Below are 15974 nucleotides of genomic sequence, written 5' to 3'. Positions count from 1 at the left end.
CCGGCCTGAAAGCGGACTGGCGGCCCGACCGCCTGCGCGACCGTCGCACGAACCCGTCCCCGGTGCAGGCGGCGCCATGAAGTTCACCGATCTTTTCGTCAATCGGCCGGTGCTGGCGATTGTGGTCAGTACGCTGATCCTGGTGCTCGGTTTGCGGGCGGTCACCGGTCTCACGGTGCGTCAGTATCCGAAAACGGAAAATGCCACGGTCACGGTGACCACCGCTTATTACGGCGCCGACGCGCAAACCATGGCCGGTTTCGTGACCCAGCCGCTGGAGCAGGCGATCGCCCAGGCCCAGGGCATCGACTATCTGTCGTCGAGCAGTGTGTCGGGCGTATCCACTATCACGGCCACGCTGCGTCTGAACTACGACGCCAATCGCGCGCTCAGCGAGATCAACACCCAGGTCAATTCGGTACGCAACAAGTTGCCGCCGGCGGCGCAGCAGCCGGTGCTGACGGTGCAGACCGGCGAGACTATCGACGCGATGTACATGGGCTTCTACAGCGATGAGTTGCCCACCAACAACATCACCGATTATCTGGCGCGCGTGGTCAAGCCCAAGCTGGATTCCATCGCCGGGGTACAGACCGCCGAAATCCTCGGCGCGCGCCAGTTCGCCTTGCGCGCCTGGCTGGACCCGGCGCGCATGGCCGCCCACGGGGTGACGGCCAGCGACGTGTATTCGGCGTTGGCGGCGAACAACTATCTGGCCGCGGTCGGCTCGACCAAGGGGCAGGCGGTGACGGTGGACCTGACCACCGACAGCGACCTGCACACGGTCGAACAGTTCAGGCAACTCGCCATCAAGCAGCACAATGGCGCCATCGTACGCCTGCAGGATGTGGCCCACGTCACGCTGGGCTCCGAGAACTACGACACCAACGTGGCCTTCGGCGGCAAGAGTTCGGTGTTCATTGGTATCAAGGTCGCGCCCGACGCCAACATTCTGGACGTTGCCCGGCGGGTGCGCGAGGCGTTTCCGGGCCTGCAGCGCCAGCTGCCCAACAGCATGACCGGCGCGATCGTGTATGACGCCACTGCGTTCGTGAACACCTCGATCCACGAGGTGATCAAGACGCTGGTGGAGGCGCTGCTGATCGTCACTGCGGTGATCTTTGTCTTCCTCGGCAGCCTGCGGGCGGTGATCATTCCGCTGGTGGCCATGCCGCTGTCGATGATCGGCACCTTCTTCGTGATGCTGGTGCTGGGTTACTCCATCAATCTGCTCACGCTGCTGGCGCTGGTGCTGGCCATCGGGCTGGTGGTCGACGATGCCATCATCGTGGTCGAGAATGTCGATCGCCACATGAAGGACGAGGGCAAGACGCCGCGCCAGGCCGCGCTGCTGGCCGCGCGCGAGCTGGGTGGCCCGATTCTGGCAATGACCGTGGTGCTGATCGCGGTCTATGCCCCGATCGGCTTTCAGAAAGGCCTGACCGGCGCGCTGTTCACCGAGTTTGCCTTTACCCTGGCGGGTGCGGTGACGGTATCGGCGGTGATCGCGCTGACGCTGTCGCCCATGATGTGTTCGCGTTTCTTTCGTGCCAGCGCGAACCCCGGCCGCTTGCCGGCCTTCATCGATCGCCAGTTCGAGCGCGTGCGCGAGCGCTACCAGCGCGTGCTGCACGGTGCGCTGGATACCTGGGTCGTCATCGTGGCCATGGGCGGTCTGTTGTTTCTGGCCACCATCGCGCTCGGCATGACGGCGAGCTCGGAACTGGCGCCGGAAGAGGATCAGGGGGTGGTGATCGGCCAGATCGTGGGCGCGCCCAACGCGACCGCGCAACAGATGGATGTCTACGCCCACCAGATGTTCGACAAGGCCCGCAGCCTTCCGGAGTACGATCAGATGTTCCAGCTGACCGGCACGCCGACGACCAATCAGGGCATCGGCGGCGTGCTGTTCAAGCCCTGGGACCAGCGCAGCCGCAACGCCCATGTCCTGCAGACGGTACTGCAGCAGAAGTGGAACGACATCGCCGGCGCGCGGGTGGCGGCCTTCCAGTTCCCGGCGTTGCCCGGTGCCTCGGGGTTGCCGATCCAGCTGGTGATCACCACCACCGAGCCATTCCGGAATCTCTACGAGGTGGCCCAGGCGGTCAAGAACAAGGCTCAGGCCAGCGGCAAGTTCTATTACATCGATTCCAACCTCAAGCTGGACAAGCCGCAGAGCACGATCGTGTTCGACCGCGATCTGATCACCGCCCTCGGCTTGACCCAGAAGGACGTCGGTGCCTCGCTGTCGGCCGCGCTCGGCGGCGGCTATGTCAACTACTTCTCGATCGCCGGGCGATCTTACAAGGTGATTCCGCAGGTGCGGCAGGCCGATCGGCTGAATCCCGATCAGGTGCTGGATTACTATCTTGGCGTGCCGGACGGCGCGTTGATCCCGGCAGCAACCGTGGCCACGCTGAAGCCGGCGGTGGTGCCGCAGTCGCTCAACCGGTTCCAGCAACTCAACTCGGCGACCATCTCCGGCGTATCGGGCATGTCGCAGGGGGCCGCGCTGGCCTTTCTGCGTACCGCGGTCCACGACGTCGCGCCCGGCGGCGATTACCATGTCGATTATTCGGGCGCATCACGGCAGTTCGAACAGGAATCCGGCGGTTTCGTCAATACACTCCTTTTGGCCACCATCATCGTGTTCCTGGTGCTGGCGGCCCAGTTCAACAGCCTGCGCGATCCGGCGGTGATCCTGGTTTCGGTGCCGCTGGCCCTGTTCGGCGCCCTGATCTTCGTCAATCTGTTCACCAGCCTCAACATCTATACCGAGGTCGGCCTGGTGACGTTGATGGGACTGATCAGCAAGCACGGCATCCTGATCGTCCAGTTCGCCAACGATCTGCAGCGCGCCGGCCTGTCCAAGCGCGAAGCCATCGAGCAGGCCGCCGGTGTGCGTCTGCGGCCGATCCTGATGACCACCGCCGCCATGGTGCTGGGCGTGGTGCCGCTGGTGATCGCCACGGGCGCGGGGGCTGCCGGCCGATTCAACATGGGGCTGGTGATATCCACCGGCCTGGCCATCGGCACGCTGTTTACCCTGTTCGTGGTGCCGGCCTTCTACATGTTGCTGGCGGCACGGCATGAGACGGCTAGTCCGTGATATCGGCGAATTGCCCGTCAGTGAGTGCCGCCAGATCGCCCGGGCCAAGACTGATTTCCAGCCCGCGCCGACCGCCGCTGACATGCATCTGTTCCAATGGCAGTGCCGAGTTGTCGATCACGGTGGCCAGCCGTTTCTTCTGCCCGAGCGGGCTGACCCCGCCCAGCACATAGCCGGTCATTTTCTCGACCGTTGCCGGCTCGGCCATGGCGGTCTTTTTCGTATTCACGGCGCTCGCGAGTTTCTTCGGGTCCAGCCGGCCGGAGACGGGTACGATCGCGACGACGAACGCATGCGTGTCGGTTTCGGCGACCAGTGTCTTGAAGACTTTGTCCGGCGACAGTCCCAGTTGGCGGCAGGCCTCGATGCCGTAATCGCCCGCGGCTTCGCCGGCGTCGTAGCGCCGGACTTCGTGCGCGATGCCGGCAGCCTCCAGAATCTTGATGGCGGGAGTCATGGGCGGCGGGCTCCATTGGTAACGGCGATGCGTGATGGTAGCGTCGCCGGCCCGTGTTCGCGAGGCCGGTAGACTGCCCGCACCCACCCGATGGCCCCGATGTCCGTATGCACGAAAGTTCGCCGCTGTCGTTGACGCCTGTCGGGGTAGTCGCCAGCGACTACCCCGACAAGTTCGGCGTACCCCGCCAGCCCGGCCTGGTCGCGGCGGCGCGGGGCGTGGTGAGCCTGGTCGCGCCCTACGACGATCCGCTCGCCATCGAGGGCATCGCGGCTTACAGTCATCTGTGGCTGAGTTTCGTGTTCGATCGCAGCCCGACAAGCTGGCGCCCCCGCGTACGGCCGCCGCGGCTGGGCGGCAACGCCCGGGTCGGCGTGTTCGCCACCCGCAGCACGCACCGGCCCAACCGGCTGGGGCTTTCCGTGGTGCGCCTGCTCGATGTGGCTATCGCATCGCGTGCGTCGCCGGCACCGTGGGCGTTGCCCGGCATGACTGGAATGCGGCCGGCGCGGGTTCACTTGCTGATTGGCGGGCACGACCTGGTGGCCGGCACGCCGGTCGTGGATATCAAGCCCTATCTGCCCTGGGCGGATGCGCGGGTCGATGCGCGCGCCGATCTCGCGCCAACCGCGCCGCCGTCGCTCGCTGTGCAATGGGATGCCGCGGCCGAACGGCGCGTGGCCGCGCGGGTGGATGCCGGCCCGCTCCGGGCGCTGATCGAACAGGTGCTGGCCCAGGACCCGCGCCCGGCGTACCGGCGCGGCGAGGCCGATCGCGTCTATGGTGTGGCGTTGCGCGATGTCGACGTGCGTTTCGTGGTCGAGGCGTCGGGCGTGGCCCGCGTGCTCGGGATCGTGCCTACGGCTCAGCCGCCGATGTAGGACATCTCGACCCGGTCATCGGCATCGCCGTCGCGCCGCCGGGCGGTTTCCTCGCCACGCTGTTCGGAATAACGATCGTCACGGGCGTGCCAGATGCCGGCCAGTCGGGCGGCGATCTCGGCGTCGCTGGCGCCGGCGCGCAGCGGGGTGCGCAGATCGTGGCCGTGCACGCCGAACAGGCAGGTATAGAGTTCGCCGATGGCGGACAGACGCGCGCGGCTGCAGCCGCCGCAGAATGGCATGGAGACCGACGCGATGAGGCCGATCTCGCCGGCGCCATCGTCGTAGCGCCAGCGGTTGGCTGTTTCGCCCGGCTGGCGGGCCGGCTGACGCGTGAGCGCGTACCTGCTGCGGATGGTCTCGAGGATCTCGCGGGCGGGCACCACGTCGTCCATGCGCCAGCCGTTGGAGGTGCCCACGTCCATGTATTCGATGAAGCGCAGCACCACGCCGCTGTGCCGGAAGGCTTCGGCCAGCGGCAGGATTTGATCCTCGTTGACACCGCGCTGGATCACGCAATTCACCTTGACCGGCGTGAGTCCGGCGGCGACGGCGTTGTCCACGGCCGCGCGCACTTTCGAGGCCGGAAAGCCCATATCGTTGATCGCCTTGAAGCGTTCGTCGTCGATCGCGTCGAGGCTGAGTGTGACGCGGTTCAGGCCAGCGGCCTTCAGCGCCAGGGCGCGCTCGGCGGTGAGCAGCGAACCATTGGTGGTCAGGCAGATGTCGTCGATGCCGTCGATCGCGGCCAGGCGGGCGACGAGCACATCGAGATCGCGGCGCAGCAACGGTTCGCCGCCGGTCAGGCGCAGTTTGGTCACGCCGAGCCCGGCGGCGATACGGGCAAGCCGTTCGATTTCGTCGAAATCCAGCAGTTCGCGCTTGGGCAGAAACAGATGCTCGGCGCCGAACTGCTCGCGCGGCATGCAGTAGGTGCAGCGGAAGTTGCAGCGATCGGTCAGCGAAATACGCAGATCGCGCAGCGGCCGGTTGAGCGTGTCGGTGGTGGGCGTCGACATGACGCCGAGAATAACATCGCGCGTCCGTCTTGATGGCCTACCGATGGTGGTTTTCTGTGCCGGAACGGTTATCGATAGCTTCGTTTCATCGCCATAGGCCCTAGAATGAGGGCATGAACCCTTTCCGATCGTCAGGCGCGCGCTGGCAACTTGCCGATCTGCTCGACTTCGAGGCTCTGCTGGCCAACGGCGAGCGGGTGGATGAGCGTGAGCGACTGATCTTCGCGCGCGATATCCGCCCGCAGCTGGCCGGGCTGCCGGACGATCGACGTCGCGCCTTGGGTCTCCGGCTATGGCTGACTCATTGTCGTGAGCGGGCGCCGGGCCGCATTTGGCCAAGCCTGGCCTGGGCGCGCCTGATCGACGTACTGGGCTGGCTGCTATTGGGCGGATTCGCGCTGGCCGGTGCCATGCTGGCCTGGGGGTTGTGTCTCGGCAATGGCCAGCGCCTGCATGTGGTGATCTTCCTTGGCCTGACCGTGGCGGTGCCGTGGACCGGCTTCGTGCTGCTCTCGCTGGCACGGCTGATCGCTGGCAATACCGGCGCGCCGTGGTTGCTCCGCATGCTGTTGCGTCCGGCGGCGGCCCGTATGGCCGGCGATCGCAATCTGGCCCGCTGGGGCCAGGCATTCTCGGATTCGCGTGCCGCGCGCCAGGCGGCTACCGCGCGCGCCGCGCGCCTGATGCAATGGGGCGGGCTCGGGTTGTCGCTGGGCGTGGTGTTCGCGTTTCTGGTCAGTCTGATGATCTTCGACGTGCGCTTTTACTGGGAAGCCACGCCGGACAACACCGGTCTGATGGACAGCGCGGTGAGCACGCTGGCCGCGCCCTGGGCCGGGATCTGGCCCGCGGCGGTGCCCGGCGACAGCGACGTGCGCGCGAGCCGCTTGTCCGGCACGGCCGGCCGGCAACCGCCGGGCGGTGCCGTGGCGGGCGCCTGGTGGCGCTTTCTGGTGATGACGGTACTGGTCTGGGGCGCATTGCCGCGCCTGTTGCTGATCGCACTGTTTGCCGCGCGCGAACGGTGGGCTCTGGCGCGGCTCGATTTTCAGGCCCCGCGCCACCGTGCGCTGTGGCGCGCGCTGGCCGGGGTCACACGCGGCGCGGTGGCCGAATCGAGCGCCGACGGCGCGCTCGTGCTCGATGTCGGTGGCCACGATATCGATGGCGGGGCGATTCGCGGGTTTCTTCTGCGCCGCCTGCGGCTGAACCCGCAAGCCACGCAGCGCGTGAGCGTACTCGATGCCGATGCTGAAGAGGCCGCCGACCGCGCTTTGGCCCACGCGCCCGGCCATGTCGTTCTGGTGGCGCCCGACTGGGCGTTGTCGCCGCGCTCGGCCGAACGCCTGCAGGCGCGCGTGCGCGCCGCCGTCGGTCGCGCCACGCCCATCACCTGGGTAATCGTGGCCGACGACAACGGCACGCCCGGCGCGCCCGAGGCCGAGCATATGGCCCGCTGGACCGCGTTCGTCGACGGCCTGCGCGACCCCGCCACCGAAATCACGGCCTATGATCCTGCCGCGTAATCCGGATCGCGAAACAGCGTCCGTCTGGGTATCGCCCGGGGTGCCGACCTTCGCCGTGGTCGGCAAGGTCAACATGGGCAAATCGGCCGTGCTGGCCACCCTGCTGGAAGAAGACGACGACGCCATCATCCGGATTTCGGCCGAGCCGGGCGAGACCACGCGCTGCCAACGCCTGTCGCTGGTGCTGGACGGCGACGAGCGGCTGCGTTTCATCGACACGCCGGGGTTCCAGCAGCCGATCGAGGCGCTGCGCGCGATCCGGGCGCTGGCGGCCGACCCGGCGCGTGGTCCGGGGCCGGAAACGCTGGCCGCCTTCGTCGATCGTTATCGCGACTCGAATGAATTCGTCGACGAATGCCGATTGCTGGCGCCGCTGATCGAGGGCGCCGGCGTGCTCTATGTCGTGGACCCGGACGTGCGGCTGCACGATGCCTTCATCGCCGAGATCGAGATCCTGCGCCTGTCGGCCGGGCCGCGGCTGGCGGCGCTCAACCCGCATCATCGCGAGACCGCGGACCGGCCCGGGCGTCATGCCGAGGCCTGGCGGACCGAGCTCGGCAAGTCGTTCAATCTGGTGCGCACCTTCGATGCGTTCGCCGCGCGTTATACCGCCCGCCGCGAACTGCTGGCGGCGCTCAATCGCATCGATGAGCGCGATCACGATCATCTGGATACGACCATCGCGCTGCTCGATGCCGAGTGGCAACAACGACGCGAAGAGGCGGCAGAACGTATCCAGGCGTTTCTACGCGCAGCGCTCACGCTGCGAGAGCAGGCCGATTACGCCGATGGCGAGTTGCCCGAGGCAGCCCGGCGCGCGGCCATCGCCGAGGCGGGACGGCGCTACTACGCTCGTATCGCCGAGTTGGAGCGCGATACCGCGAACGCGTTGCTGGATTTGTACCGCCATCGGCATACGCGGGCGGCCACCGCCGCGGCGCCGGTCGGCGAGGGGCTGGATCTGGCGCACGATGAGACCTGGCGCCGTTTCGGGCTGACCCGGCGCCAGCTTACCTTTGCCGGCGCGGCGGTGGGCGCCGGCGCTGGCGTTTCCGTGGACGCGGGCACGCTCGGTCATACACTCGGGCTGGGCACGCTGATTGGCGGCGGTGTGGGCGGTGCGCTGGCTTATTTCAAGGGCGATGCGCTGCCCACGCTCAAGGTCTCGCTGGGCCGGCCGGGCGCACTGGTGGGCGGCGGCCGCCGGATTACGCTCGGGCCGCCCAGGAACCCCAACTTTGCGTGGATTCTGCTGGATTCGGTGCTGATCCGGTATCGGGCCATCATCGAACGGACCCATGCCGCGCGCGATGTCGGTGAACTGGCAGCGGGCGCGGCCGACGGCGCCCGCCGCAAGGCCGGCGCCATCGTGCACCGGCTCGATTCGGCTCGCCACAAACGCCTGGAGCACTGGTTTCGCGCCGTCGCCAAGGGCCGCGACAGCGAAGAACGCGATGCCGAGGCCCGCGCCGTGATCGAAGCCACGCTGGCCGAGATCGAGGCCCGACCCGAGCCATAGGCCCGGTGGCACTGCCGGGCTACTGCCCGGCGCTACCCTGCGAGCCGCCGTTGGCGCCTGCCGCCGACAGTGCATCGTCGATCGCTTGCTTGAGCTTGTCGTAGCTGGGTCCGCCGATGAACTCGGTGTTGCCGACCAACACGGTCGGCGTTGCCCGCAACTTGACCAACTTGCCGGCGTCGTGCTCCTTGTTAATCGTGGGCAGCGGCGTCTTGTTCTTGATGCAGGCCTTGAGCTTGTCGTTATCGAGCCCGACCTCCAGCCCCAGATCCAGAAACATCGAGCTTGGGTCGGATTGCTCGGCCCACTTCGACTGGGTGTGATACAGCCGGTCGTGATACGGCCAGAACTTGTCCTGCCGCGCGGCACAGCGGGCCGCGATCGCCGCCGCCTGGGCGTGTTGATGCATGGCCAGCGGGAAGTCGAAGAAGATGAAGCGGACCTTGCCCGGATCGACGTATTTCTTGCGGACACGCTCTGCCGTGGGCTCGAAGGCGCCGCACGCCGGGCACTGGTAGTCGCCGAACTCGCGGATCGTGACCGGCGCGTTCGGATTGCCGATGGATTCGCCCAGCTTGTCGTATTTTTGGCGCAGCGTATTCATGGTGGATGCGCTGAGCTGGCGGATGTTGCCGTTCGGCGCGGGGGCCGTCCGCTTGTGGCCGATATAACTCATCACCAGGATCGCGACGATGATCAGCACGCCCACCGCGAGTACCGGGAAAAACAGAGCACCGAACAGACTGCTCTGGTTGTTGTTGTTGTTCTGCGGACTCATCCGCCGCTCCTTCGACTTGGGTTACCGGGTCGGCGTTATTCTAGCCTGAGGTGCAGTCGGGGGTCAGTTACGTCGCGCCGAGCACGAAAAAGGGGCCGTGAACGGCCCCTTTGGTGCGGACGGCGAACGTCCGTGACGTGCTTTGGGTTGTTGATCAGTTGTTGTTGGTCGCGTTATTGACCTTGTCGGAGGTATCGTCGGCTGCGTTCGAGGCCTTGTTGCCAGCCTTGTCAGCCGCATTCGACATCTTGTCGCCGGCCTTGTCCGCGGCGTTGCTGGTGGCGTTGGCCGCCTTGTTGGCCTCGTTCTTGCCGCCGTTGACGATGTTGGAGGTGGTGTTCTCCACCTGGGTCCAGGCGCTCGAGGTCGCGTTCTTGGTTGCCTGCCAGGCCTGTCCGGCCTGGTTCTGGGCGTTGGTCCACCAGGAATCGCTGTAAACCGGCTCATTGCCCAAGCCGTTACGCGTGATATTGAGTTCGACGCGGTAGTCGGGCTTGGTTGCCTTGCCGGTGGTTTGGGTCCGCACCGTCAGCTGGCTGGGTGCGACGACATAGCTCTTGCCGCCGAGCACGCCGAACTTGCCCTTGGTTTCGATCACGAAGTCCTGGATCTGCATGCTGTTGCCGAGCAGCACGTCATCGACTTCGCCGATGGCGTCCTTGTCGTTGCCCTTGGCATAGACCGGCGCATCGAGCAGGCGATTGGCGGAATACATGCCCTGGGCCTGAGCAGAGGCCATGCCCTGGCTGTCCGTATTCGAGGCGTTGCTGTCGGCCAGGGCCACGCCCGTGCCCGCGGCCAGTGTGAGCGCGGTCAGGCCCGTGATGGCGGTGGTTTTAATGGTCATGCTTGTCCCTCTCTTTTTTCGAGGCTGTTCGTTGAAACGTGGTCGACCCTAATGGATGCGCTTGAACAGCAGCTGACCCGAATCAGTCGCTCAGGGCCTCGATCAGACGCGCGATCAGGGGCGTGGGCCTGGCATCGGCACGTTGTATCGACCAAAGCTGCCGAACGAAAACCTGATCGCCCGGCGCAACGAAGTAGACGCCAGTGGCGCTGACGCACGCCAGGTCGGCGCCCGCGGCCACGGCCCGCACCCCGGGCCCCGCTGTCGTCCACCACCAGCGCCGCGCCGGGGCGGGTCAGTCTGGCCAATTCCAGGCACTGCTCGAATACGATGCGCGTGCCCGACCCGGCCTTCACGCACCACCCGGGGCCAGTCGCCCCGATCATCGGTTTCGATACGCGCTGGGGCTGCTCACGCTGGCTCCGGGAGCCTAAACCGGGCTGGCGTTGTATGCCGTGCCGGGCGTTTTTTCGTCGGGCTGCTGGCGGTGCTCTGGCTATGGGTGAGCGCGGGTACGCGGGCCGGCTGTTCCGGGCGCCGTGTCTGATGCCGGAGGCCGGGTGGCGTGCGTCCGTGCCCGGCGGTACGTTGGCATCGTCGGCCTGGGCGGGCGAGAATATGGCATGCACACACCGAACAAGTCTGCCGCGTGACCGATACGAACAACGATTCGTACAGCGAGACGACCTACGACCCGCAGGCACCGCATCCGCAGGGTCAGACTCAGGAATCGGAAAGCGGAGCCGAGTACGCCGAAGACAAATCCATGCCGTTGATTCACTCCATGCTTGCCATCGCCCTGGGCGCGGCGATCGGCGCGAACCTGCGCTGGGCCATCGGGCTCGGCCTCAACAGCTATCTGCCCACGCTGCCCCCGGGCACGCTGGTGGCCAATCTGCTGGGTGCGTTTCTGATTGGCCTGGCGATCGCGACCTTCACCGCGATTCCCGAGTTGTCATCGTTCTGGCGGCTGATGATTGTCACCGGCTTTCTGGGCGCGCTGACGACCTTTTCCACGTTTTCCGCGGAAATGTTCACCCAGATCCAGGACGGGCGGCTGTTGTGGGCTTTCGCCGGAATCGCGGTCCACGTGGTCGGCTCTTTGCTCATGACCGGGCTGGGCATGGCGACGTTCGCCGGCCTGCGTCATCTCACCGGAGCGACGTCATGAAAGGATTCGAACTGATCTTCATCGCCCCGCGCTCGCGTCGGCACAACGGCGCGCCGGTGCTCGATTCGATTGCGAGCCTGGCGCGCTCGCAGGGCATCACGCGCATGACCCGGCGCGACGATATCGAGGGTGTTGGCGCGAACGGGCATATGCATTCCGCGCATTTCTTCGAGGCCACCGACGAGCCTCAGGAGTTGATGTTCGTGCTCGACGGCGGCGAGACGGACAAACTGATCCGGGCGGTGGAAGAGGCTGAATTGCCGGTGTTCTGCATGCGCCGCCAGATCGACTACTGGCAGTTCGGCTCGAACTGATTATTAGGGCCTGTTGCCGTTTCGTACACGTGCCGCGTTGGAGACCGCAAATCGTGTCCGGCAAGGCGCGAGTCGCCGCGTCGTGGCGTGCCACGACCCAGACTTGCAACGCCGCCGGGCGCCCATGGTTATATTAAGCTGTTAGGGTTCCGCATGATTGCGGTACGCCCGGCCATGACGGTGCTACAGGGGGTCAACTCACGAAACAGAATAAACCGTACGGTAAGACCCCATGCGTCAGATGGCGATCCGTGGTCGGTTGAAGACGTCGGATGCCCACCATCGTCAGCAGATGACCTTGGGGTGACCCGTTCGGCGCGTCACCCGCGGAGCCACTGATCTTCGAATTCCGACGCCGGCATCGGCCGGGCGAAGAAAAACCCTTGCGCATAGTCGCAATCGAGATCGCGCAGGACATCCGCCTGCTCCTGTGACTCGATACCTTCAGCGATTACCTCCATCTCGAGCGCATGGGCCAGCTCGATCGCCATCTGGGCCACTTTGAGCGAGCGCGCATCGTCGGGCAGTCGGTCAATGAAACTCTTGTCGAGTTTCAGCCGGGTCAGCGGCAGGTCCCGAAGGATCGACAGCGAGGAATAGCCGGTGCCGAAATCGTCCAGGCTGACCTCGATCCCGGCCGCATCCAACTGCTGCAACACGGTTCGGGCCGCGGCCACGTCCGTGATCACGTCATGCTCGGTGATCTCCACATGCAGCAGCGAGGCCGGCAGTCCATGAGCCTGCAGTGCTTCCAGGAGCCGCCGGGTCAGGTCCTCATCGGTGAGCTGTCCGGCAGACAGATTGATGGCAATCGGCACGAGGCCGCCGGCGGCTGTTTGCCAGCGGGCGAGGTCACGCAGCACCGCATCGAGCATGGTCCGATCCAGCTGGCCGGTCAGCCCCAGGGCCTCCGTCAGCGGCAGAAATTCGCCGGGCGAGACCAGACCCCGGGCGTCGTCCTGCCAGCGGACCAAGGCCTCGGCCCCCGTCAACGTGCCGTCGTGCAGACAGATCTTGGGTTGATACCACGGGTGAATCCCGTGGCCCTCATGAAATGCGTGTTGCAGGCGCGCCGCGGTGGCCAGCCGGGCCCGGATCGCATCCGGTTGCCCCGTCGATTCTATCGGGGCGCGTCGGTCCTGATAGCGGGTCTGCCCGAGCACCATTTCGGCCTCGGCCAGCAGCCCCCCGGCGGTCGGCGCGTCGCCGGGGTGGAAGGCCACGCCGGTGGTCAGCCTTACGGGTAGCGCATGTCCGTCGATCTCGAATGGCCGGATGATACTCGCATCGACCTGGCGCAACAGGCGCTGTGCCACCCGGGCCACCGCATCGCGGCGCAGGGCGCGCGTCAGGAGGGCGAAGTTGTCGCCCTCAAGACGCGCGACGAGCGTACTCATCGGCAGGGCGTGCCGCAGTCGGCCCGCCAGATCCACCAGAATCTGGTCGCCGCCCGCCCGGCCGTAGCCGCTGTTGATGGACGTCAGGTCCCGAACGTTGATCCGGATCACGACCAGGCCGCGCTCGGGGGTTTCACTCACTCTGCGCTCGAGTGCCTGGTGAAAGCCGTCCGCGTTCGGCAGGCCTGTCAACGGATCGCGCAGGCTCGCCCCCGCCGCATCGGGCGGCGGGCCGAACAGCGCCAGCAAGCGCGGGGTCCGGTCCGGACCGGTGATGGTTCGGACCTCGACGCTCGCCTCCCAGATGTGCTCGGCACGCCGGCCCCAGACCGGCCCCTGCCAGCGCCGGCCTGCGCCGATGCGGGCCGCGAAGCCCGGCAGGCTTCGGCCCATCGGATCCCCGGGCATGAAAAACAGCCCAGCCCGGTCCCGCAGCGCATGCTGTGACTGGCCGGTCAGGGTCGTCATGGCCGTGTTGCTATACCGGACACGCTGCGTGTCCGGCTCGGCGACCATGATGCCGGTCGGCGCGTGCTGCACCGCCGTCGCCGCGAGCTGGGTGCGGATGCGCTCATCGAGCAGGCTCAAGGCCTCGGACAGATCGATACCGATTTCCTCGAACAGCAGGCGCTCTTCATCACCGAAGTAGTCGGCCTCATACGCGCCGACCGCCAGCACGGCATCGACCCGCCCGTTCCGTTTCAGCGGCACCGCCGCGAATCCGTGCAGCCCGAGGTCTTCGAGCGCGGCATGCCAGGGCCGGTAATGGTGCTCGGCGCGGGGCGTCTGCCGATACGCCGCCTGCCCGGTTCGCCAAGCCTGGCCCATACTGCCCTGGCCCTCGGGGCGCCAGGCATCGCTCGACACCTGAATGCGCTCGCTCAAGTCCTGCACGGATCCGGCCACGGCCAGCGTCCGAAACCAGCCGGCCTCGTCGGGCCGTGCGATCCAGGCCAGCGCGAAGCCCGCGTGCCGGACACAGATCCGACAGGCCTCGTCATAGAGTTCGTCGCGGGTACGAACGGGGCCAATCAACAGCCGATTGCTGGCGCGCAGGGCCGCATACAGCTTCTGAAGATGGGCATACCGGGCCTGCAGGATCCAATGGGCCAGCTGGAAACCCAGTCCCGCGGCCAGTGCCTCGATGGCACCGAGATGCACTGCCGTCAGTACCTCGCGCGCGGCCGCGGTCACCACCACGGCCCCGATGGTCTGGTCTGCCACGGTCAGCGGCGCGGCAATGACGCTGTCAACGCCGCCGACCCAGATCACAGGACTCTGCGGGGCGTGCTCGGCGAACTCCCGGACCCAAACGGTTCGACCCGTCTGGAGCGCCTGAACGGTCACACTGCCCTCATCGAGCGTCAACTCGGCAAAGGGCGAAGGCTGACCCTCCCGACGCTCCATATATTCCAACCGGAGCGTGTCTTGCGTGCCGTCGTACAGCGCAATCCCCGCATCAAGGATGCCCGGTAACTGCAGCGCCGCCCCGACCGTGGATCGACACAGGCTTTCGAACATCGGCACCTGCGCCGGGCTGAGTACAAAAGAGGCCATGCTGGTTTCCTTTCAGGCGCAAGAAGTTGAACATGTCGGATGGTGTCGACTGTGATGCGTGTTGGATCGTTCAGATCGAATGCAGTGTATCGGGAGATTAAGACGGGCGAGTGTAATTTGGCTGGCATGAAAGTGTGACTTTACGACCGCCTGTCCATGAGCGCGATGAGGCTGGGCTCTTATGACATCGAGGGGCGGTATGTCGGGACACGCTGTCCTCGAACGACGGATGCCAAGCTCGAATCAGCTCGTAAGCTTATCGATTAGGGATCCGCTCCAACGGATATGGCCCATTCGTTTGGTGTATCTCGAGCGACTCTGTACCGCCACCTCCGCGAGGAGGAATCGGATTCAGTCCATAACCCATCGTGACTGGGCTCGCGTCGATCCGTATTTATCACGGTTGGTGTTAACCCGGATTTTGCAGGAAAGGAGGCGAACCTCGCGCAACCCATTGATATAATGGGAGGATAATCACAAGAGCTTCGAACAAAGCACCACGAGGTTCGCCTGTGTCCGATTCTAACGTACCGCCGCTCCGATTTAACCCCATCGATGGCCTGACCGTCCGCGGCGATTTCGACGGTGGGGCCCTGTCCTCGGACGTGGGGCCGCTCCTGCTGCGCTCGGTCGATGAGCAGATCGGGTTGACCGAGCGGCTGGCCGCGGCCATTAGCGATCGGCGGCATTCATCGTATATCCGTCATGAAGTCGCCGATCTGCTGGCGCAGCGCATCTATCAAGTCGCCAGTGCTTACGAGGACGGCAACGACGCCGACACCTTGCGCCTGGATCCGATGTTCCAGATGGGAGTGGGGCGTGTGCCGTTGGACGCGGACAGCGTGCTGGCCAGTGGCGCGACGTTCTCCCGACTGGAGAATACGGTCTCGGCCCAGGACATCTACCGTATGGCCGCGGCGTTCGTGGATCAGTTCATCGCCGGCTACGCCGAGCCGCCGGACGCCATCGTGCTGGATATGGACCACACCGACGATGCCACCCATGGCCAGCAGGCCTTTCGTTTCTATAACCACCACTACGGGGGTTATTGCTATCTGCCGTTGCTGTTGTTCGAGGGGTTGTCCGGTCGATTCATCACCGCGGCCTTGCGCCCGGGCAAGCGCCCGACCGGGGCCGAGAACGCCATGATCATCGGCCGGGTGCTGAGGCGCCTGCGCCAGGCCTGGCCGGACACGCATATCCTGTTGCGCGGCGACAGTCATTTCGCCAATCCGGAACTCATGGCGCTGACCGTCGACGATCCGTTGACCGATTTCCTGTTCGGTCTGGGCGGCAATGCCAAGCTCAACCGCCGGGCGGCGCCGATCCTGGAGCGCACACAACGCCAGCACGCGCGTCGTTGCCGCGAAGCCGAGCGACTGGGTATCGCCGGGCCCGA

At 66.0% G+C, this 15974-nt stretch carries 12 protein-coding genes; 7 read left to right on the top strand and 5 right to left on the bottom strand.

The window, feature by feature from the left end; all coding sequences use genetic code 11:
• Positions 1-76: 76 nt before the first annotated feature.
• Positions 77-3109 carry an efflux RND transporter permease subunit gene (locus ACS8YF_RS14400; RefSeq protein WP_440850840.1) on the top strand — a complete coding sequence of 1011 codons (3033 nt, stop codon included), beginning with the start codon at positions 77-79 and terminating at the stop codon, positions 3107-3109.
• Here the strand turns inward: ACS8YF_RS14400 and ybaK are convergent.
• Complete coding sequence (ybaK, locus tag ACS8YF_RS14395; protein ID WP_440850839.1) at positions 3099-3566, bottom strand: Cys-tRNA(Pro) deacylase; 468 nt, start codon at positions 3564-3566, stop codon at positions 3099-3101. The two genes, ACS8YF_RS14400 and ybaK, sit on opposite strands and share 11 nt — an antisense overlap.
• 107 nt (positions 3567-3673) lie before the next feature.
• Between ybaK and tsaA the strand changes: the two genes are divergently transcribed.
• Positions 3674-4447, top strand: a complete 774-nt coding sequence (tsaA, locus tag ACS8YF_RS14390; RefSeq protein WP_440850838.1) for a tRNA (N6-threonylcarbamoyladenosine(37)-N6)-methyltransferase TrmO — start codon at positions 3674-3676, stop codon at positions 4445-4447.
• On the opposite strand, the gene moaA is transcribed toward tsaA, so the two are convergent.
• Positions 4432-5466 (bottom strand): GTP 3',8-cyclase MoaA, encoded by a 1035-nt coding sequence (gene moaA, locus ACS8YF_RS14385; protein WP_440850837.1) that lies wholly within the window; start codon positions 5464-5466, stop codon positions 4432-4434. The two genes, tsaA and moaA, sit on opposite strands and share 16 nt — an antisense overlap.
• Positions 5467-5579: 113 nt before the next feature.
• On the opposite strand from moaA, the gene ACS8YF_RS14380 reads away from it, so the two are divergent.
• Positions 5580-6992: a DUF2868 domain-containing protein gene (locus ACS8YF_RS14380; RefSeq protein WP_440850836.1), complete on the top strand. Its 1413-nt coding sequence runs from the start codon at positions 5580-5582 to the stop codon at positions 6990-6992.
• Positions 6976-8511, top strand: coding sequence for a DUF3482 domain-containing protein (locus ACS8YF_RS14375; protein ID WP_440850835.1), 1536 nt, complete (start codon positions 6976-6978; stop codon positions 8509-8511). The genes ACS8YF_RS14380 and ACS8YF_RS14375 overlap by 17 nt, the downstream gene beginning before the upstream one ends.
• 19 nt (positions 8512-8530) lie before the next feature.
• Here the strand turns inward: ACS8YF_RS14375 and ACS8YF_RS14370 are convergent, their stop codons facing one another.
• Together ACS8YF_RS14370 and ACS8YF_RS14365 are read right to left on the bottom strand one after the other, a co-directional pair.
• Positions 8531-9289, bottom strand: coding sequence for a DsbA family protein (locus ACS8YF_RS14370; protein ID WP_440850834.1), 759 nt, complete (start codon positions 9287-9289; stop codon positions 8531-8533).
• 154 nt (positions 9290-9443) lie between these two features.
• Entirely contained in the window at positions 9444-10136 is a 693-nt protein-coding gene (locus ACS8YF_RS14365; RefSeq protein ID WP_440850833.1) for a PRC-barrel domain-containing protein, read from the bottom strand.
• A 772-nt stretch (positions 10137-10908) separates the two neighbouring features.
• Between ACS8YF_RS14365 and crcB the strand changes: the two genes are divergently transcribed.
• Positions 10909-11307: a fluoride efflux transporter CrcB gene (gene crcB, locus ACS8YF_RS14360; protein WP_440850874.1), complete on the top strand. Its 399-nt coding sequence runs from the start codon at positions 10909-10911 to the stop codon at positions 11305-11307.
• A complete protein-coding gene (locus tag ACS8YF_RS14355; RefSeq protein ID WP_440850832.1) occupies positions 11304-11621 on the top strand; it encodes a DUF190 domain-containing protein in 318 nt (105 codons plus the stop codon). Before crcB ends, ACS8YF_RS14355 begins: the two co-directional genes overlap by 4 nt.
• Positions 11622-11941: 320 nt before the next feature.
• On the opposite strand, the gene ACS8YF_RS14350 is transcribed toward ACS8YF_RS14355, so the two are convergent.
• A complete protein-coding gene (locus ACS8YF_RS14350; RefSeq protein WP_440850831.1) occupies positions 11942-14575 on the bottom strand; it encodes a bifunctional diguanylate cyclase/phosphodiesterase in 2634 nt (877 codons plus the stop codon).
• Between the two features lie 512 nt (positions 14576-15087).
• Here ACS8YF_RS14350 and ACS8YF_RS14345 point away from each other — a divergent pair.
• Positions 15088-15974: IS1380 family transposase (locus ACS8YF_RS14345; RefSeq protein ID WP_440850830.1), on the top strand; the 887-nt coding region annotated here is incomplete at its 3' end.

Origin of the sequence: Salinisphaera sp. SWV1 (assembly GCF_052044155.1) — a bacterium.
GTDB lineage: Bacteria > Pseudomonadota > Gammaproteobacteria > Nevskiales > Salinisphaeraceae > Salinisphaera.
This window is presented reverse-complemented; position numbering and strand designations above follow the sequence as displayed.

Bases quoted from the DNA above. Each gene is read 5' to 3' on its own strand.
- ACS8YF_RS14400 (WP_440850840.1), top strand. From the start codon at position 77: ATGAAGTTCACCGATCTTTTCGTCAATCGGCCGGTGCTGGCGATTGTG.
- ybaK (WP_440850839.1), bottom strand. From the start codon at position 3,566: ATGACTCCCGCCATCAAGATTCTGGAGGCTGCCGGCATCGCGCACGAA.
- tsaA (WP_440850838.1), top strand. From the start codon at position 3,674: ATGCACGAAAGTTCGCCGCTGTCGTTGACGCCTGTCGGGGTAGTCGCC.
- moaA (WP_440850837.1), bottom strand. From the start codon at position 5,466: ATGTCGACGCCCACCACCGACACGCTCAACCGGCCGCTGCGCGATCTG.
- ACS8YF_RS14380 (WP_440850836.1), top strand. From the start codon at position 5,580: ATGAACCCTTTCCGATCGTCAGGCGCGCGCTGGCAACTTGCCGATCTG.
- ACS8YF_RS14375 (WP_440850835.1), top strand. From the start codon at position 6,976: ATGATCCTGCCGCGTAATCCGGATCGCGAAACAGCGTCCGTCTGGGTA.
- ACS8YF_RS14370 (WP_440850834.1), bottom strand. From the start codon at position 9,289: ATGAGTCCGCAGAACAACAACAACAACCAGAGCAGTCTGTTCGGTGCT.
- ACS8YF_RS14365 (WP_440850833.1), bottom strand. From the start codon at position 10,136: ATGACCATTAAAACCACCGCCATCACGGGCCTGACCGCGCTCACACTG.
- ACS8YF_RS14355 (WP_440850832.1), top strand. From the start codon at position 11,304: ATGAAAGGATTCGAACTGATCTTCATCGCCCCGCGCTCGCGTCGGCAC.
- ACS8YF_RS14350 (WP_440850831.1), bottom strand. From the start codon at position 14,575: ATGGCCTCTTTTGTACTCAGCCCGGCGCAGGTGCCGATGTTCGAAAGC.